This is a genomic window from Gabonibacter massiliensis, from assembly GCA_001487125.1.
GTDB classification, from domain to species: domain Bacteria; phylum Bacteroidota; class Bacteroidia; order Bacteroidales; family Marinifilaceae; genus Gabonibacter; species Gabonibacter massiliensis.
Map to the genome: position 1 here is coordinate 2,266,932 of LN913013.1, position 17,142 is coordinate 2,284,073.

Below are 17,142 nucleotides of genomic sequence, written 5' to 3' on the forward strand. Positions count from 1 at the left end.
CTCCGGATATTCCAATCGAAGAATGATAGCCTTGTCAATTGTTTTCTTGTATAAGAATGATTTCCAATTCGGAAGAGCAGAGCTGAGGGAGACAGTATTTATAACAATATTCGATGAGTTTTTCGAAGAAGGCAGGGGAATCAGCAAATAATGTCCATAATTCCCGGGCTAAGGTAATATCTGCAATCGAATGGATTAAAGCAGAAGGACTTTTTACTTCTTTGGCAATTTGACGGATGAACTCTTTGTTCATGACTACTTTTTTACTATGCGTGTCTAAATGTCCCTCCGCTAATTTAATTGCTTTACCGATCATAATGCCCATGGTGATTTTTTCAATGCCTTCCGTTTCCGCCATCTTTAACGTTTCACCGATGAAATTCCCGTAATGGATAAATGCTTGGGGGGGAAGATCGGGGAAGCGTTCCCGCAACCTGTTTTCGCTTTTGGCCCCGGAATTGATGACGATATGTTTACAACCGAGGGCTTTGGCGACTTGAATTTCTTTACGGATGGAATTGATAAATGCTTCCGTGGAGAAAGGACGTACGATTCCGGAAGTGCCGATGATGGAAATTCCTCCGGTAATCCCCAATTTCGGGTTAAATGTTTTTTGTGCTAAAATACTTCCCTCGGGTACGGAAATTCGGATGTCAACTCCCTGATCGACTTTGTGTTGATGAATCATACGTTCTACCTCTCGAATCATCATAGCCCGGGGTGTGGCGTTAATTGCCGGATCTCCCACGGGGATTCCTAAACCGGGCAGGGTCACGGTTCCTACCCCTTCCCCGGGCAGAAATCGGATTTCCGGAGAAGAGTTGAACCTGATTTCGGAACAGATCAGGCGTCCGTGGGTTACGTCCGGGTCATCTCCCGCATCTTTGGTAACGCAGCATTTGCAGGAGTCTTCATTCAAAAAACCTTGTTCAACGGGTAGAGTCACTTCTTCCCCGTTGGGCAGAGTTATTGTTGCTTCTGTTGGAACTGTTCCGGTAAGAAGTCCTTGCAAGGCGGCTTTGGTTGCAGCCGTGGCGCAGGTTCCCGTCGTGAAACCGCTGCGTAACGGGTAAAATCCGGGTAAAAGACGTTCCACCCCGTAACGTAGTCCGTGTTCTCCGTTGACGGTATAAAAAGAATCCGGTAATGGAGGACGTTTAATGACGAGTAGCGGGATATGCAGGGCTTTGGCCGCTACTGTTTTTTCACGGAAAAAACCCGACTCTCCGCTCTCTTTCGTGAGGATGGCTTCCGGTCGTATTTTTTCCAAAAGAGCGGTTTCATCTTCTCCCTCTTGCCAAAAAAGTAATTTTTCACGGGGAAAATTTTCTTTTTTGGCAAGTTGTAAAGAGTCTTCCCGGTTAAGTATTCTGAACCAACAAGGATATTGCGACCAGTAAGGATGTAACTTATGGATCGTTTGGACGCCTGTTAGGGCCAGTAAATTCCGGATAGAGTGTCGCTTTAGGTATCGGATGGCTTCATCGAAAGAGTCGCACCAGATAAACGAAGGATCGTGTTCGGGATAACGGCGTTCGAAACGGATAACGGGAATTTCCAACTCTTCGGATATAAGGGCGATATTCGCGTGTAAATTTTCGGCAAAAGGGTGGGCGGCATCCACGATAAGGCGAATATCATGGGAAATGCAGAAGTCTTGAATGGATTTCCGGTCCATCTCTCCGTTGATTCGGGTACCGTGCTTACATTCCAACTGTTGGGTTTTACCTCGGGTGGAATAGTAATAAGAACTTCCCGCTTCGTCCAATGTACGAACCGCTGCCCTTCCTTCTGTCGTTCCGCCGAATATTAAAACCATGGTAATTTTGGATTGAGAATCTTACGATGTTTGATTTACAATTGTCAATTTGTAATTTACGATCAAATTATTTTATTTGCGAAATAAGTGTTTGAATTGGTGCGAATAGAGCCTGGAAAGTCCCTGTCTGTTATCGATAGCTTCTCCTACAACGATCATTGTGGTGAGAGTCAGGTGATTTTCTTTTATGATCCGGGCCAAATCTTTTAATTCTCCCCGGTAAATCCGTTCGTCTTTCCAAGTCAGATGGTAACAGGCAGCTACCGGAGTCGTGGGCGGATAATGTTCCAACAACTCGCTCTGTACTTGCTCTGCGATAGAAGCACTTAGGAAAATACACATAGTGCTTTGTGACCGGGCCAACAGGTGTAGTTTCTCTTTTTCCGGCATCGGGGTGCGGCCTTCTCCCCGGGTAAGGATAATGGTCTGTACTTTTTCCGGTATGGTGAATTGGGATTGTAAAGCTGCTGCTGCTGCCAGGAAAGAAGAGATTCCGGGCGTAATGTGATAGTGCATGCCGTATTCGTCGAAAAAGGCCATTTGTTCTTGAATCGCCCCGTAAATGCAAGGGTCTCCGGTGTGAAGTCTGACGATAAAGAGTCCTTTATCGTAAAACTCTTTCATAATTGCGAATTGTTCTTCCAAATCCATAGAAGCAGAACTGCGTACGGTTGCTCCTGGTTTGGCGTAATAGGTTAGTTCCACGGGGACCAGACTACCGGCATACAGAATAAGGTCTGCCTGTTCGAGGAAGCGCTTTCCTTTTACGGAAATTAATTCGGGATCCCCGGGTCCGGCGCCGACAATTTCTATGAAACCTTTACGTTCCGCAAGGGCATCGCATGCTATGGCGTAGGTAAAATGGCTCCCTTCAAGAAGGGACATTTTTTGTTTTTCAATAAACAGCTGTTCGTTGCGGGCGCTTTTCAAAGCTGTACTTTCTGCCACTCCGTAAACAGAGGTAACTTCGAAAACTTTTTCGGAAGGATTGGGAACCGCTATGCCTTGTAGATCTTCTGTCGCATATACGGTAAGAGGAAGTTCTGTTTGTCGGGAGATTTCCCGGATAAGGGGCTCCTCTTTTTTTAGTTCGATAGTGGAAATGCTTTTTAGAGATAAAGGAGATAAGCCTTTGGTTGTCATATCTTTTTTTATCCATTCCCACGTTCCTTCCGGGTGAGCGTTCCTTTTACAGCCTATTCCCATGTGGAGGACAGGGGGGCGGAAGATAAGGGTCGGTATGGAAAAATTGTAAATGCGGGGAGTGACGGCGATCAACAAGTGAAAGCGTTCTTGAGGAACGTCTTCAAATCGATAGAATAGTTCTACATGTTCAGGACAGGTATGTTCCATATAGTTTGTGCCTTTGTCTCTGATATCCAACAACAGGGCCGTCGGGCGTTTGTTTACAAAGGCGGCGATGATCTCGTTCATCGGGTGTGTTTTTTCCGCTTTCCATCCGAATTGGCGGTCGAGGGTATCGAGAGCCCATAGGTTTGTATTATCGCTCTGCGTGGTAATAATGGCCTCTCCGCCGATAATTCCCGCTATGCGTTTGGCTAATTCGTTTGCACCTCCCACGTGTCCTGACAAAACCGGGATGACGTGTTTCCCTACGGCGTCTATGTTGATCACGGCAGGATCCTTGTATTTGGATTGGATACAGGGGGCTATGGTCCGAACACATATACCTAAAGCTCCTATGAACAGGAGAGCGTCGAAATCATGGAAATGAACTGCGGTAAATGTGGCGATGGAGTCGATAGGAGTGCATCCTTCTCGTTCTATCGATGAAAATATTTCGCTGTTTGGCATCTCCCGGCGGATGGTCCGAGCCGTTTCGGCTCCCTGATCCGAGGCTATGATGATGGCTATCGAATTCATATGATTAACTGTTTTTTGTCGCTTGAATAATTTCTATCGGGTTATGTTGATCGACGGTTATACGGTGTCGTTTGGTGATCGTAAAACCGCATTGTTCCGCCGTAACGGTAAATAATCGATTGCTCTCTTCCGAGACGGAATTGAATACGACAGGGCCTCCCGAAACGATCTTTTCGCTTAGGATATGTAAGATCTCCTTCATTTTTCCCCCGTGTCCGCCGATAAAAACGGCATCGGGATAGGGGATGCCTGTCAAGTCTGCCGTGGTAAAATCTTCTGCGATGATTTCGATTCCCGGGGTACCGAACTTTTGGCAGTTGGCGTACATCAGTTCTTCTCCTTCCGGTCGTTGTTCGAAAGCGGTAATATGAAGATGGGGAAATTGTAGTTTAGCTTCGATGGATACGGAACCGGTACAAAATCCGATATCCCATAAATGTTGCCGGGATCGGAGATCTAACATGCTTAAAGATAGTAAGCGAACCGGCATTTTCGTGATCATCTTGCTTCTTCCGTTCAGCAGATGGAAATCCTCTTCCGGGAGGCCGAAAGGTCGCTCTCGGGGATAAGTTTGTTCGAGGATAATGCAATTGGGGAATTGAAATTCTTGTTTGCAGACTTCCGGCAAGGAGAACCTCCGTATTCTTTCTTCTGTGTTTCCCAGTAATTCACCGACGGTCATTTGGTAGTTGTCGTATCCGAATTCAAGCATTCGTTGGGCAATGGCAGGGGGCGTTTTTTCACGGTCGGTCAGAATACCTATCTTTTTCCCTCCTTCAATCAATGTTTTGTCGAATTCATGCCATGGGCGCCCTGTAAGAGAGACCGTATGCATGTCGTGGTAAGGCAGAAGCAGGCGGTGTGACAGGGTTTGTAACGAATTGAAACAGGGGTATAGTATGATCTTTGCCTGAGGCAATCGTTTCTGGATCGTAGTTGCAAACCCGAAAAAAAGAGGATCACCGGAAGCAAAAACAACGATTTCCCCCCATAAGGCGTATTGTCGGAATACGTTGTCCAAGGGAACGGTTATATCTATCCAAGTGTAATCGGGCGGAAGCAACTTCTTAACGAGTTCATGATGTCGTTTCCCTCCGGAAAAAACAGAATGACTACTGATGAGCGAACGGATATGCTTATTAAAATCCGGTTCTTTGTTGTCGTCCAATCCGATTACAATAAATTCCATAAGAATAAAATTAAAAATGAAATACACACGGAACGCAAATAGGGTATCTGAAATTATAAATCTCTTCCGGGACGTAATTGCGACGCATCGTCGAAGCAAAGGATAGCATTGACAATTGTAGCGGCAAGATTACTTCCTCCCTTACGTCCTTCTATGATAATCTTGGGTATACGGGTGAATGATTTAAGCATATGCTTGGATTCCCGTACATTGACGAATCCAACGGGTGCTCCGATAACTCCCGCGGGACGGGCTTTCCCTTTGCGGATTAACGAACAGAGTTCCATCAGGGCGGTGGGGGCGTTCCCGAAAACGTACAAAGCTTCAGGATGTTCTTCTGCTGCCAACCGGATTCCGGCTTGTGTCCTGGTAATATTCAGCTGGTTAGCCATTTCAGCGGTTCGTTCGTCATGCAAATAACATTTTACGGATACTCCTAAACGTTCGAGAGCTCCTTTTCGGATACCCGATGCGGCCATCGTAACATCCGTAATGATTGTCCGGATCTTTCTCTCCTTGAAATCTTGGTACAATTTCTCCACGGCTAAGGGATCGGAGTAAAAGATATTTTCCATATCGAAATCGGCTGTGGTATGGATCGTGTGTAATAATGCCCATTTCCGATCCAAAGGTATATCCTTGTTCTTTAATTCCGAGGCTATGGTACGGAAACTTTGAATCATAATTTCTTGCCCTATTTTCATCTCGGTGTCGGATTCTTGATCCCGATAGTAGCCGCGGGGAGTGATGATGTGATTGTCCCACGCGTAGGATTGAGAATTACCGATAATTACGATGGTAAACATGTCGACCTCTTCCGGGTCGAAATCGGTAAGGGTAGTTATTTTTGTCTTTTGTTCCGTTCTGCCTGCTTGACGGACAAACCCGACCGGGTTTTCCGGTTGGCGATACTCTAAAAAGATCTCCTTTAAACGATGAAGTTGCCAGTAACGGCCTTCACTTTTCGGATTATATATGGCTGTGACGAAATCGGCAGCAGCAGCTGCTGCTATTCGTTTTTCGATTTTTTCCCAAGGGGTCATTAAATCGGAAAGGGAGATGATGCAGAAGTCGTGTCCGATCGGTGCACCCAAAAGAGCCGCTCCCTTTTGAAAGGCACTGATGCCGGGAAGAATCTCAATTTCGATGTCGCTGTTTAACTCTTTTTTCATTTCCAAAATAAGGGGAGCCATACCGTATATGCCGGCATCCCCCGAGCTGATCACACAAACTGTTTTCCCGTTTTGAGCTTGCCGGAAAGCTTCTGCTGCCCGATCTTGTTCTTTTTTCATTCCCGTGTCGACACATTTTGCGTGACTGCCGATAATTTCCTGAATGAATCCGAAGTAGTATTTATAGCCGATAACAACGTCTGAATCGGCTATGGCTGTCCGTACGGCAGGCGTAATATCTTCTTTGCTTCCCGGACCGATACCCGCTACGTATATTTTTCCGTTATTCATATTTGAATTGTTTAACCGGAACAAAGTTACTTTTTTTATTTCACTTTCATAGAATCCATAAGGTTCTTCAAATCGATAAAGTTTTAAAAGCCCATGGGGTATAAATGATTTCTGATTGAGTTTTGCTCTTGCCTTCTTTACAATCGTCAATATTTTTAATCATTCGATCGCTAAATTGCTTAATTCCAGCATCTTTTTAATCTTTTGATCTCTTCGGGATACCCCTCGGGGGACCGGGACGTTCCCGACGGTCGTGTAGACGGTTTCCGTTCCCTGGTCTCCGGGACTCGCTTCGCTCGGACATTCCGTCGTCCGGACATTCCGGAAACCGCATGCGACGCTTGCCGTTCCTTGTTTATGTTCCCTCGTTTTATCCTTCCCTCTCCTCCGTTCATTGTAAATTCAAGATTGGCTGCTGCTTTTTAATTTACAATCTACAATCTACAATTTACAATCGTCAATCTTTTCAATCCTTCTATCTCTTAATTCTTCCATCACTCGATATCGTCCGATATTTCGTATTTCTTTTTCTTGGTTACGATATCTTCTTTTTTGTGGGTAGCCGCGTAACGTGCATGTTGGATGAAAATATCCTGAATGCGGGAATGTTCACCTAATCCTTTCAGAAAGAGAGAAACACGATATCCGTTTTTTTCCAATTTTTCTTTCCACTCTTTGGCGATATCGTTTTTAGCGTGATCTCCGGCTACGAACATAAAGGGGATAAGGGTAACTTCTTTACTTCCGGATGATTTAAGGCCGGACAGTACATTTTCAAAGGTCGGATAGCCTTCTATGGTTCCGATATGGTAATTTTTATGTCCTTCTGCTTTCATCATGTAATCAAGCATACCGTAAGAGGCGTTTCCCGGATGATAAGTTCCGTGGCAGACAAATACGCATTCTCCTTTCGTTTTTCCTTTTAATTCTGCGGCGATTGCTTTTATGGCTTTAAGGTAGTCTTCCGGTGAGTAGAGTAACGGGTTTCCGATACGGATATCCTTGAATTTGGATTGTAGTTGAGCCGCATCCCGACGTAATGATTCCATTTCGACACCCTCGATAATGTTCGTCGACTGTATGATGATATGAGTATAGCCTTCTGTTGCCAATTTGTTTAACGCCTCTGTCGGGTTTGGTTTCCGAACACCTTTTTCTTTTAGACGGCGTATAATCATACGGGAGGTATAAGCTTCTCGGACTTCGATAGTCTGAAACTCTTTTTTCATTTTTTGATTAATGGCATCAATGGTCAAGGCCCGGGTATCGTCATGGGTTGTCCCGAAATGTACGACGAGAAGAGCGATTTTATCGTTGGGCCCTACTGTTTTAAAGATGTCGGATTCTTTAAAACCTTCTCCGTGTCCGAAGAGAGTTATGTGGAAAAGTAGTAATAAGATGACAAATAATATGTTTTTCATGACAAGAAAGGGATAATCCCCGGGATGTTCGAAAATTCTAAAAAAGGGTAGATGTGTTTTTCAAACATCTCCGGGGAGATGGGTTATTTGGTGAAACGAATAATCAAACTGGCAAACAAGGTCCTGCCCGGATTGAGCGTGGCGTAATTCACCCCGTTCGGACGATCGTCCGTCCAGTCAAAAATATTGTCTATTCCGGCATTCACCTCAAAGAAGAAGTTTCCTACCGGGGCAAAAGTGTGGGTGGTTGCCAGATTCCATAATTGATATTTCGGGGCGCTCTTGTCCGTATAGATGGGTTTCCCCGTCGTTTTATCCTTTGTTTCGGAATAGATGTATTTTTGTCCTTGTATTCTTCCGTTTACATTTACGTTCAGTCTGTATTTGTTCCATTCGTGCATCCATCCGGCACGGAAGGTGGCCGCGTGTCTTACGGCCTCGTTCAACCGGTGTCCGGTTTTTCGGTCTTTGGCATAAACACAATTATAGGCTCCACCTGCGGAGAAACCGTATCCGAGATAACTGTTAACGGAAATATCGAACCCTTGAGCACGCGCTTTATCTAAATTGCGATACATTTTCCTCGTTTTGATTCCGTTTTCCTTGTCCTCTTCCGTTAATTCCAATTCGTAACTGTCAATGATATCCTTAATGTCATTGATATATCCGTTTACCGAGATATTCAGAAATCTTCCGACATATTCGACGTTCAAACTGTAATAGTTTGATTTTTCTGGTTTTAAATCCGGATTTCCGATGGTAATGGATCCCCGGTTCTCGTAATCATAATAGAGTTCCTGTAAGGTCGGTGCTTTGAAACCGGCGGAATAGGCAGCCCTGAAATTGAATTTTTTCAAAGAGTACATCAAGGCTAATTTAGGGGTAAACCTGTTTTTGAAATTTTCATGGTAAACGTAACGGAATCCGGGAAGGATCTGAAGTTTGTCCCATAGGCGTATTTCGTCCTGTGCATAAATGGCGAGTGTATATACCTCTTTAGGTTCATCCAAGCTGCCGGGATTTTTCATGTAGTCGTCCACGTATTCGGCACCCACGGTGAATTTGTTAAAATCACCGACCCGGAATACGCTTCTCAGATTGGCATTATAGTACTTTTGACGTTTGGTCAGTTCCTCGTCGCCAACCCGGAAGGTCGTGTCGTTTTTGACCACCTGTGCCACGGTATAAAGCTTGTTATACTCGTAGTTGTCCATGTATAAATCTAAAGCAATATAGGCTTTGTTATCAAACAGGTATTTTCCTCCTACACCGCAATTGTAATCCATATAGGTCAAATCGTACGTGTAGCCTCCGTCGCTTTTCTTGTGTTGGACGGGACGGTTCACCTCCCGGTCAAAATAGCTTCCTTGGGCATAAAGCGATAGCCTCTGGTTCGGCTCGTAAGTGAAACGTTGGCTTACGATATTGGAAAAAAAGGAGTTGACGGATTCTTTCCTGGTAGGAACGACCGTATCTGCGCTTGTTTCGTAGGGACTTAATTTCCACCCGTCCGATTGGCGTCTTTGGTAAGAGGTTGAGGAGGTAAATTTACCGAAGTTCAGGTCTAAACTGGCGTTTTGGACGAAACTGGATTTTCCCCCGAACCGGGTTTTGGATTGGATGCTGATAGGTTCTTTGGGTTGCTCGGTAATGACATTGATAACTCCGGCAATGGCTTCCGAACCATAGAGGGAAGAGGCTGCTCCTTTCAGTATTTCGATTCGTTTTACCCGGCTCATATCAATACGCGACAAGTCCGTATTGCCGGAAACATCTCCCGCCATTTTTTTCCCGTCCACTAAAATTAGAATATGTTTGTTCTCCAACCCGTTCATCGTGAAATAAGAACCCATGACGGTCGGACGGATGTTGAAAGAGGGATTTAATAATAATAAGGCGTCCTCGAAGGAGGTGACTCCGGCTTTTCTTATTTCTGTTCCGCTTAAAACTTCCACGGGTACGGGAGAGTCTTTTAGTCTGCGGTGAGTTCCCGTACCGGTGACAACGACCTGATTCAAGTTTACGGGCGTCCGGGATAGTTTGAAAACGATCTCTTCTGTGCTACTGTTTACTTTTATGTCTTCCGTTTCATAACCGGAAAAACTGGCTCTGAGGATGTATGTCCCCTCTGCGATGTTTTTCAGGGTAAACTCACCTTTGTTATCCGTTGCGATACCTATATTCGTGCCGATCAATCTCACGTTAGCTCCCGCGAGAGCTTTTTGGGTTTTGGCATCGACGACTTTTCCTTTTAGGGTGATGCCGGCGAGTGAAACACTGACAACCGATAACAGCAAAGCTGTTAACACAACAAACTTTTTCATTACAATGATTAATTTTAGCTGTTTATAATTCTATTCCTGACCCCGGGAATAGTTATTACCTATATGTCTCGGCAGGTCTCCTGACTACGCCTAAGAACGATACCTTCCCGTCCGCAATCGGACAGTGGTGTAAGAATCTGTTCTTTGATCCTTCTTTTAAAGGACCGGGCATCACAGTAGCGGGCACTGTTCCGGATTCCAACCGGCTTCCCTCTTGTGTGTTAGCAGATATGCAACACAACACCAAAGACAGTGCAAATGTATTACTTTTTGATTTGAAATAAAAAAATACTTGAAAAAAATGACAAGTTAAATCGGAGCATAAAAAAGAGCTATATCCGGTCGAAAGGAAAATAACCTGTAGCACCCGTCCCTGTGTGCTGTTCTATCTCAAAATTTTTTAATCACTCAATCTTTTTATCCGCAATCATGAATTATCATTATATTTGTCCTTCAATTCGGATCAAATGCGGAAATCACAGTTTTTAATCGGAGCGGCTTCTTCTGGAAGCGGGAAAACTACCTTTACGATCGGTTTGTTGCGGGCTTTGAAGGATCGAGGCTTGGACGTACAGCCCTTTAAATGCGGACCGGATTATATCGATACGAAGTATCACGCCATTGCCTCGGGGGAAGAATCGGTGAATTTGGATGTTTTTATGGCTGCTGAAAAGCGTGTACGGGAGGTATATGCCCGTTATGGCGAACATTCGGACGTATGCGTGACCGAAGGGGTAATGGGCCTATTCGACGGTTATGACGGCATGAACGGGAGTAGTGCGGAAATTGCCGCTTTGTTGAATATTCCCGTGATATTGTTGTTGAATGCCCGGTCGACGGCTTATTCCGTAGCCCCTGTCCTGTACGGTTTCAAACATTTTTATCCGAAGTTGCAGGTTGCGGGGGTCGTTTTTAATTTTGTCAGTTCCGCTATGCATTACTCTTATTTGCAACAAGCGTGCGAGGATGTCGGTATGGAAGCTTTGGGATACCTCCCGAAACAGGAAGATTTTGAGGTGCCTTCCCGGCATTTGGGGTTAACTCTTGATGAAACTTTCGATTTTGATGCATTTGCCGGCCGGGTGGCGAAGGTTATCACACGGACGGTAGATGTGGATCGTTTATTGGAGTTGACCCGAAGGGCTTTTGAACCGGTTGCTGTTAGTGAGAGGAGAGTAACCGAAAGATTGAGGATCGCTGTTGCCATGGATGAGGCCTTTAACTTTGTTTACCGTGAAAATATGGAGGTATTGAAACGAATGGGTGAAGTTACTTTTTTCAGTCCTTTGCGGGACCGGGAGCTGCCGTTATCGGATTTTGTCTATCTACCCGGCGGATATCCCGAGTACTATTTGCCCGAATTATCTGCCAACGGGGAAATGTTGGCTTCGATTCGGGATTATGGGGAGAGTGGAGGAAAAGTCTTTGCCGAATGCGGGGGGATGATGTATCTTTGTGATTCTATTTCGGGTATGGACGGAAAGGTATACCCTATGGCAGGACTTTTGAAACATAGGGCGACCATGGAGAAGATGGGTTTGAAATTGGGATATCGGCGGATAGAGATCGACGGTATGGTATTCCGGGGACATGAATTCCACTATTCCCGGGTAGTGTCCGGAGATCGGTTTATCCCTACGGTTGGAAAAACATATAGTGCTAAAGGGCGGGAAACGGACACGCCGATTTATCATTATAAACACGTGTTGGCTTCCTATATCCATTTTTATTGGGATGAGGAAACATTTCAGTCCTTGTATTCGATTATTTGATTTTTGAAAAAGGATTATATTTTTTATTTTAATACGATGAATAGGAGAGGCATCCTTTCTTAAAAGGGACTATAACTTCTTTTCTCTAATCGTTCTTTTTTTTCCATCGAGGATGAGTTCGATGCTTTTTAATGACTTTATGGAAGAGGTATAATTTTCTATTTTACCGTTTGTGAGCTTGTATTCGACAATCAATTGAAATTCTCCTTTTCTCGGGATATAATATTTCCGGAAAATACTTATGACATCGTAGTATTCTTCATAAATGAACGTATTCCATTCCGTGGCCGTTTTTTCTTGGATATATATCCGGATAATCTCTTTTTTTTGTTTGTCCGTTTGGGAAAACCGGATGCAGAACGGAAGAGGTGAGTTTTCTTCCGAACGGATGGAATCTTTTAACGGGTGAACGCTATCGATTCGGGTTATACGGTCATAGGATATTTGCTGGGCAGAGGCAGGAGGTACGAATCCCCAATATAGGATGCCGAATAAGAGGCTTTTTAGAATTGAGCTTGTTTTCATAAGATAGGATATTGTAGGATCGTTATTCTCGCTATTCCAAATAAAAAAAAGTATGATTAGACGCTATATCTTATAATAAAATGCTTTAAAGGTAGAAAAGTATTATCGTCTTTTAAGAATAAATATAAAAAAACGAACAAGGGATTAACTTATTGGCCTGCGATTGGGGGATATGTAACGGCTAATTCTCCGATCGGTAGTTAACCTTTTCCTGTAATTACAGGATACGAGCACCCGTACATGAAAAATAAGTAGATATAAAAATGATTAAGAGATTAGATTGAGGTAATCACCTAATCTCTTAATCATAACATTACCGGAGTTTCAATGATCCGTTTACTTTTCCTTTACCCATTTAACGGCATCGGCAATCACGAGCTGAATAAATGAATAAGGATATTTCTCTGATGTAAAAGGATGATCTACTCCCCTGTCGTCCAACACAACACGGGATTCTCCGGCCGGCAGGTTAAACTTGCCCAGCGATATCCAGGCTTCTTCTTCCGGTAAGAGGTAGAGGTTTGACAAATCGAAATTTCCTTCTTGAACTTCTAAGATTATTTCCTCTTTTCCTTGGGGAGTGTAGACGGTATAGTAATTTTTCATTCCCGGGAAGTCGGTCGTATATATATCTCTTCTTGATGTCGTATAATGAGGCCGATAGATAAATATTTCGTATTTTCCGGCTTCCGGAAGGTTGGCAGTCCATTCGGCTTTGAATTGACCGGTACCGACTTCTTTTACAAATGCGCTACGGATACGATTGCCGTACATTCCTTTTTTTAATATAGGATTCCAAGCATTAGCTTTAAGGTTTTGCGGGTTGACGTATTCCTGATCGCTCTCGTTTCTGAACAGATCGGCTAATCGTTTTCGGTTGTTTGCCGAATCGATCAACTGGAAATTCTCGTCCTCGTTGTCGACGACGATCTCTCCCGGGGGATAGAATTCATTTCTATCGATCGGCGTGACTCCTTCTTTCGGTACGGGACCTGAGAAGGGGAACTCTCCCGGGGAAAATAAAATGTTATCATTGGGTAAAATGCCCGAAAAGTTGGTGGTCAATTCTAACCGGTGTTCGATGTTTGCATGAATGACGATTCGTTTAAATTCTCCGGGTTTGATCAGGTAATTTCGGTCGTATCCGGTTATTGCACCGTACATATCAGTTATAAGGAGTGAAACGATACCGTCCGTTTCACTGATATTGCCCACCTTGAAATCGATGATCCGTGTCTTTCCCGTCGTTTTGAGGGAGAGGTCTTTTATCGTTAACAGGGGTATCTGGTGGCCCGTGTACCACTCGTCCATGTAAGGTTTGATGTTCTGTCCGAACCGTTGCTCGAATTCCTCGAGGAACGAGTCGAAATCGGTTTCTTGAAAACGGATACGCTCGTTGAATTCATGCATGAAACGGTTTAAGGAGTCCCAGGTGGTGATTGTCGCAAGGTAGCCTAATAAATGCGAAACTTTTAAAGAAATGGCCGAACTTTGTTCCCTGCTGTATCCTTCCGCGATAATTCCTTTCAACCCCTTCTCTGCAAAATGATTTAATATTTTCGGACTTATTTTGGATTCCGATAGTCTCGGGTTTATCATATTTTTGAATATCAATTCTATACCCTGGTACGAATCGGACGTGAGGCTGCTATTGTAATTCGAGAAAATGTTTTTTATTCCTATCCTACCAAGAATAGAGGGCATGTAGCGGTACAGAACGTATTCCTCCACGCTTTCGTCTTGATTAGGATCTTTTGAAAGAGTACCGGGATGGGTTGATTCTACTCTGCATAAACGTTCCCAGAAAAGAGCCATTTCCGGTTGGATGTTATCGCTAAACGAATTGTTATCGCTAAACGAAGTTTTGTTGGTCCAAAAATAGGAGGAGGAAGGAACCTCGATCAATTTAAAATATTTAAAGGGGTAAGGGATGGGAGTATTGTATTCGATTTCATTTTTACATTCATAAAAAATCTCTTTTAAATTTTTCTCCCGGTCCGGGTTATCTTTTTTCAAGGCTTCCCATTCATCGAAATATTTCATATAGAAACTATTTCCCGGATAAGTGTAAAACTCGACGGTAAGGGAATCTACGGTGATCGCCCTTTTCTCGTAATTCCCGATACAGAGGGTTAACCCGGTCAGGTTTTGTAAATTGTTGAACGTGACGTTATCGCCCTCTCTCGTCGGTTTGCCTTGCGATAAAACGGTCATCCCGCCCGGGTTTTTGACATGGAGGGTATAATCCGTGAAATTAGTCTCTTTGGATGCCTGCAACCAGACAGGGGGAACTGCCGTCGGGTACCACATCACTTGCGGCAGAAGCAAGGTATATTTATCCGATACAAAAGCCGTACGGTTACCATAGTTTTCACCTTCACGATCGGTGCGGGGAGAGAAGAATTTGTCGTCGGGGATGTTTACCTGATAAATATCCTCGTCGATCGTTCCCCCGTACGTGATCTCTATCTCGATATTTTCCCCGGGAGCCAGGGGACGCTTGATGACGATCACCTGCCGGTCCCTGTGAAAGGGAAGGTTTTGTCCCCCGGATTCGATCTTGTCGATCTTTAATCCCGGGTTTAGGAAGAGCAGAAGTTGCTCCATTGTTGTTTTTTTCCGGTTTTGGATTTTCATCCGGCTTGTTGCCGAGAATTTATCTCCCCCGGGTCGATAGGTGATATCGTGCTCAGTTACACGAGCCTTGGGATATTCATTGTATTTCAAGAAAATTTCGCGATACCCGATCCTGTTTTTCAGGCGGGTTTGAAATTTTTCAACATATACGATGCCAAGGCCCAGGGCCAGTACGAAACACAGGAAAGCGGGAATGGTTAAATAACGTTTTTTACCGGGAGTACCGGGTTGTCTTTTCGTGAAGGGTACGGCGAAGTAGAGCAGGCTTATACCCAATAACAGGATCGCACCTCGCTGGAGCAGGTAATTCTCCATGTGCATGAACCCGACTAAGGTGGAAAAAGAGTTCGGCAGCGAACTTCCCCGGAAATCGAATATCCCGTGAAGAGGCGTCGTCAGGTAGGTGTACGCTAAGTAGAGAAAAACGATCAGGATAAGCCAGCTGACGAAAGGGTGTTTAACTAACCTGTTTACCAATACGGATAACCCGGTAATAAAAACAAGCGTGGGCAACACGTAAGTGAGTAGATAAAAAAGATTTACCCACAAGTTAACGGGAGAATCCGGTATTAATATTCCCGTAGACATTAAGCTAATTACAAAGATGACATCTATCGTGAAGAATGGGATAAGAATACCCAAAATTTCTCCGAGAAAAGATCGGCCGTTACCGATGGGCCGTGCTGAAAGCACTTCCCGGGTTTCGGCTTTTTTCCGTTTCCTATGGATATCGCAGACGATAAAAGCGACAATTATCGATTGGAACAAGTTTAAAAAGTGAATCCCGAATAAAGAAAAGGAGGATGCAAATACAAATTTTCTCCAATTGATGTATTCGTATTGGTAAGTATCCAATAAGGGTTGGCCTAAAGTATATATGAATACCCCGAAAATAAAGAGATAAAATAACCAGTTTCTTTTTACTAACTTGCTCTCGTAAGTTATGGCAGCTTTTAGAGTTGTTTTTTCCATCATTGCAGGTTTTGTTTTTTTGTGATTTATTTTTAGTACGTCCCAAAGATATAAATAAAAAAACTATTATGTAATACATAGTATTGTTAAAATAAGGAAAGATTGTTCGAGTATAAGATTCGGAACGGATTAAATGTCGAAAAAAACAGAAGCGAAAAGGCTTTTGTCGTATTTCTGATCGAGAATTACGCGTTATAAGCGAATATAGTGTAGAAAATAGAGATTATCAGGAGCGTAAGTAAACAAACCATTTGGTTGATGCGGGCGGCACGACGAAAGTCCGTGCGGGAGAGTTCCCGATCGTTGGTCCCGATATATGGCTTATCGACAAGTATACCGTGGTAGATGTTGGGTCCCCCGAATCGGCAATCCAAACTTCCGGCCATTGCGGATTCCGGGTAGCCGGAATTAGGGCTGGCGTGCTGCCGAGCGTATTGCCGGATAAAATTGAAGATTCCTTTCCGATAACCGACGATGGCAATAAACAGGGCTGTTATCCGGGCAGGGATATAATTGAAAATATCATCAACGCGAGCCGAACAACATCCGAAATCTTTGTATTTGGGATCTTTGTAACCGACCATAGAGTCGAGGGTATTGATCATTTTATAAGCCATCATAGCGGGAAATCCGCCGAGCGCGTAAAAGAAAAGCGGGGCAACGACGCCGTCGCTTAAATTTTCGGCCATGGTTTCCAAAACCGCCGTGTATATTTTTTTCGGGGGAAGTTGAGAGGTATCTCGTCCCACGATCCAGGACAGACGTTTGCGTCCGGCTTCTACTCCTTTTTTTTCCAACGTATCTATGACCTCTCTTCCTTCTTGGATCAAACTGTGGTTGGCTAATCCGTAGAAGACGAAAGCGGAAGCGACGATATAATAGAAGACAGGTGAGATTTTCCAGGTTAGGATTGAAATTCCTATACCGATCCCCCATATGAAAAGCGGTAGGAGCAGAGCTACTAAACATCCCTTGGTTTTTCGATATTTTCCTTGATTCAAATGACGTTCGCACCAGTTGATTAAGTTCCCGAAAGCCACGACGGGGTGAGGGAGTTTGCGAGGATCTCCGAAAAGCAGGTCCAGGATGTAACCGGAGATTAAAGGGAGCAAAACAGGTAGAAGGGACATGGTCGG

General features: G+C 44.1%; 11 protein-coding genes and 1 riboswitch. Of the genes, 2 read left to right on the forward strand and 9 right to left on the reverse strand.

Features of this window, described 5'->3' with window-relative positions; genetic code table 11:
* Positions 1 to 34 precede the first annotated feature (34 nt).
* The 4 genes from cbiD to cobJ all read right to left on the reverse strand — a co-directional run bounded on the left by cbiD (position 35) and on the right by cobJ (position 6,355).
* Positions 35 to 1,819 carry a cobalt-precorrin-5B (C(1))-methyltransferase CbiD gene (gene cbiD / locus BN3283_RS13945; protein WP_059027104.1) on the reverse strand — a complete coding sequence of 595 codons (1,785 nt, stop codon included), beginning with the start codon at positions 1,817 to 1,819 and terminating at the stop codon, positions 35 to 37.
* 72 nt (positions 1,820 to 1,891) lie between these two features.
* Positions 1,892 to 3,703: a precorrin-4 C(11)-methyltransferase gene (gene cobM, locus BN3283_RS13950; protein WP_059027106.1), complete on the reverse strand. Its 1,812-nt coding sequence runs from the start codon at positions 3,701 to 3,703 to the stop codon at positions 1,892 to 1,894.
* Positions 3,704 to 3,707: 4 nt separating this feature from the next.
* Positions 3,708 to 4,892 (reverse strand): bifunctional cobalt-precorrin-7 (C(5))-methyltransferase/cobalt-precorrin-6B (C(15))-methyltransferase, encoded by a 1,185-nt coding sequence (locus BN3283_RS13955; protein WP_059027108.1) that lies wholly within the window; start codon positions 4,890 to 4,892, stop codon positions 3,708 to 3,710.
* A 53-nt stretch (positions 4,893 to 4,945) separates the two neighbouring features.
* Positions 4,946 to 6,355, reverse strand: coding sequence for a precorrin-3B C(17)-methyltransferase (gene cobJ, locus BN3283_RS13960; protein ID WP_041503439.1), 1,410 nt, complete (start codon positions 6,353 to 6,355; stop codon positions 4,946 to 4,948).
* A 204-nt stretch (positions 6,356 to 6,559) separates the two neighbouring features.
* Between cobJ and BN3283_RS14560 the strand changes: the two genes are divergently transcribed.
* Positions 6,560 to 6,781 (forward strand): hypothetical protein, encoded by a 222-nt coding sequence (locus BN3283_RS14560; RefSeq protein ID WP_147625637.1) that lies wholly within the window; start codon positions 6,560 to 6,562, stop codon positions 6,779 to 6,781.
* A gap of 68 nt (positions 6,782 to 6,849) precedes the next feature.
* Here BN3283_RS14560 and BN3283_RS13970 read toward each other — a convergent pair whose 3' ends face one another.
* Complete coding sequence (locus BN3283_RS13970) at positions 6,850 to 7,776, reverse strand: sirohydrochlorin cobaltochelatase (protein ID WP_041505177.1); 927 nt, start codon at positions 7,774 to 7,776, stop codon at positions 6,850 to 6,852.
* A gap of 83 nt (positions 7,777 to 7,859) precedes the next feature.
* On the reverse strand, positions 7,860 to 10,100 hold the full coding sequence (locus BN3283_RS13975; RefSeq protein ID WP_059027111.1) for a TonB-dependent receptor: 2,241 nt from the start codon (positions 10,098 to 10,100) through the stop codon (positions 7,860 to 7,862).
* A 53-nt stretch (positions 10,101 to 10,153) separates the two neighbouring features.
* A riboswitch (cobalamin riboswitch) is annotated at positions 10,154 to 10,363 on the reverse strand.
* A gap of 204 nt (positions 10,364 to 10,567) precedes the next feature.
* On the opposite strand from BN3283_RS13975, the gene BN3283_RS13980 reads away from it, so the two are divergent.
* Positions 10,568 to 11,872, forward strand: a complete 1,305-nt coding sequence (locus tag BN3283_RS13980) for a cobyrinic acid a,c-diamide synthase CobB (protein ID WP_059027114.1) — start codon at positions 10,568 to 10,570, stop codon at positions 11,870 to 11,872.
* Between the two features lie 69 nt (positions 11,873 to 11,941).
* Here the strand turns inward: BN3283_RS13980 and BN3283_RS13985 are convergent, their stop codons facing one another.
* The 3 genes from BN3283_RS13985 to cbiB all read right to left on the reverse strand — a co-directional run bounded on the left by BN3283_RS13985 (position 11,942) and on the right by cbiB (position 17,136).
* Positions 11,942 to 12,397 (reverse strand): hypothetical protein, encoded by a 456-nt coding sequence (locus BN3283_RS13985; protein ID WP_059027116.1) that lies wholly within the window; start codon positions 12,395 to 12,397, stop codon positions 11,942 to 11,944.
* Positions 12,398 to 12,733: 336 nt separating this feature from the next.
* Positions 12,734 to 16,009: a hypothetical protein gene (locus tag BN3283_RS13990; protein WP_059027118.1), complete on the reverse strand. Its 3,276-nt coding sequence runs from the start codon at positions 16,007 to 16,009 to the stop codon at positions 12,734 to 12,736.
* Between the two features lie 182 nt (positions 16,010 to 16,191).
* Positions 16,192 to 17,136, reverse strand: coding sequence for an adenosylcobinamide-phosphate synthase CbiB (cbiB, locus tag BN3283_RS13995; protein WP_059027120.1), 945 nt, complete (start codon positions 17,134 to 17,136; stop codon positions 16,192 to 16,194).
* Positions 17,137 to 17,142: the final 6 nt, after the last annotated feature.

Bases quoted from the DNA above. Each gene is read 5' to 3' on its own strand.
- BN3283_RS13980 (WP_059027114.1), top strand. From the start codon at position 10,568: ATGCGGAAATCACAGTTTTTAATCGGAGCGGCTTCTTCTGGAAGCGGG.
- BN3283_RS13990 (WP_059027118.1), bottom strand. From the start codon at position 16,009: ATGATGGAAAAAACAACTCTAAAAGCTGCCATAACTTACGAGAGCAAG.
- BN3283_RS13975 (WP_059027111.1), bottom strand. From the start codon at position 10,100: ATGAAAAAGTTTGTTGTGTTAACAGCTTTGCTGTTATCGGTTGTCAGT.
- cobM (WP_059027106.1), bottom strand. From the start codon at position 3,703: ATGAATTCGATAGCCATCATCATAGCCTCGGATCAGGGAGCCGAAACG.
- cobJ (WP_041503439.1), bottom strand. From the start codon at position 6,355: ATGAATAACGGAAAAATATACGTAGCGGGTATCGGTCCGGGAAGCAAA.
- cbiD (WP_059027104.1), bottom strand. From the start codon at position 1,819: ATGGTTTTAATATTCGGCGGAACGACAGAAGGAAGGGCAGCGGTTCGT.
- cbiB (WP_059027120.1), bottom strand. From the start codon at position 17,136: ATGTCCCTTCTACCTGTTTTGCTCCCTTTAATCTCCGGTTACATCCTG.
- BN3283_RS13970 (WP_041505177.1), bottom strand. From the start codon at position 7,776: ATGAAAAACATATTATTTGTCATCTTATTACTACTTTTCCACATAACT.
- BN3283_RS13985 (WP_059027116.1), bottom strand. From the start codon at position 12,397: ATGAAAACAAGCTCAATTCTAAAAAGCCTCTTATTCGGCATCCTATAT.
- BN3283_RS13955 (WP_059027108.1), bottom strand. From the start codon at position 4,892: ATGGAATTTATTGTAATCGGATTGGACGACAACAAAGAACCGGATTTT.